At 67.8% G+C, this 1,288-nt stretch carries 1 protein-coding gene; it reads left to right on the forward strand.

Features of this window, described 5'->3' with window-relative positions; all coding sequences use genetic code 11:
• The coding region (locus tag BT108_RS13275; protein WP_255369728.1) for a condensation domain-containing protein at nt 1-1,288 on the forward strand (1,288 nt) is incomplete at both ends.

Here is a 1,288-nt window from a genome sequence, read left to right on the forward strand (position 1 = left end):
GTAGAGGCGTTGAGATGGAGCTTTGAGCGGATCGTGGAGCGGCACGGGAGCCTGCGCAGCGTGTTTCGGGCGGGTGCGGAAGGGCAGGGCGAGCAGATAGTGCGGGGGCATCAGGCGCTGGCGATCGATCTGGTAGATCTGAGCGGCCCGGGTGTTCAGGATGCTCAGGGTGTTCAGGGTGTCCGGAGCGCGGAGGCTGCGCAGGCGGCATGGGAAGAGGCACGGATACAGGCGCATGCGCTGAACGCGGAGCCGTTCGATCTGGAGCGTGGCCCCCTGATCCGGATAGGGCTGTGGCGGCTGGAGGCGCGGCGGCACCTTCTGGTGGTAGTGCTGCACCACATCATTGCCGACGGCTGGTCGATGCGCATCATCGTGGACGAATTCGTCGCCCTGTACCGGGAACGGGTAACGGGAGAGGCGGCGCGTCTTTCCGAACTGCCGATCGACTACGGCGACTACGCTGCGTGGCAGCGCAGTTGGCTGGAAGCGGGCGAGAAAGAGCGGCAGCTGGCGTGGTGGCGCACCCACCTTGGAGACGAACACCCCATCCTGGAACTGCCGACGGATCGGCCGCGCACGGCGCTGGGGCGCTACCGCACCGCCCGGTGCACCTTCGACCTTCCGGAGGCACTGAGCGCGGCGCTGCGGCAACTGGCGCAGCGGCACAACGGCACCGTCTTCATGCTGCTGCTGGCGGGATTCCAGGGCATCCTGTACCGATACAGCGGACAGCAAGACATCCGCATCGGCGTACCGGTGGCCAACCGCAACCGGATAGAGACCGAAGGCATCGTCGGCTTCTTCGTCAACACCCAGGTAGTGCGGGCCAGAGTGCACGGGCGCCTGCGCCTCGAAGCCCTGCTGAGCCAGGCGATCGAAGCGGTCCTGGGGGCGCAGAGCCACCAGGACCTGCCGTTCGACCAACTGGTCGAAGCCCTGCAGCCGCAGCGCAGCCTGAGCCACCCGCCCCTGTTCCAGGTCATGCACAACCACCAGCGCACCCAGACAGGAGGCCTGGATCGGCTGCCGGGGCTGACGATCATTCCGTACGACCTGGGCGAACAGGGTGCCCAGTTCGAACTGACCCTGGACACCGTCGAGCACGACGACGGCGGCGTGAGCGCCTGCCTCACCTACGCGGCGCAACTGTTCGATGCGGCCACCATCGAGCGGCTGGGGCGGCACTACCTGCGCCTGCTGGAGGCCCTGGTGCGCCAGCCGCAGGCCCTGCTGGGCGAAGTGGGACTGCTGGACGAGGCGGAGCGGAGCCAGCTGCTGGCGTGGG

The sequence above is a fragment of the Nitrosovibrio sp. Nv17 genome (assembly GCF_900119085.1).
GTDB lineage: Bacteria > Pseudomonadota > Gammaproteobacteria > Burkholderiales > Nitrosomonadaceae > Nitrosospira.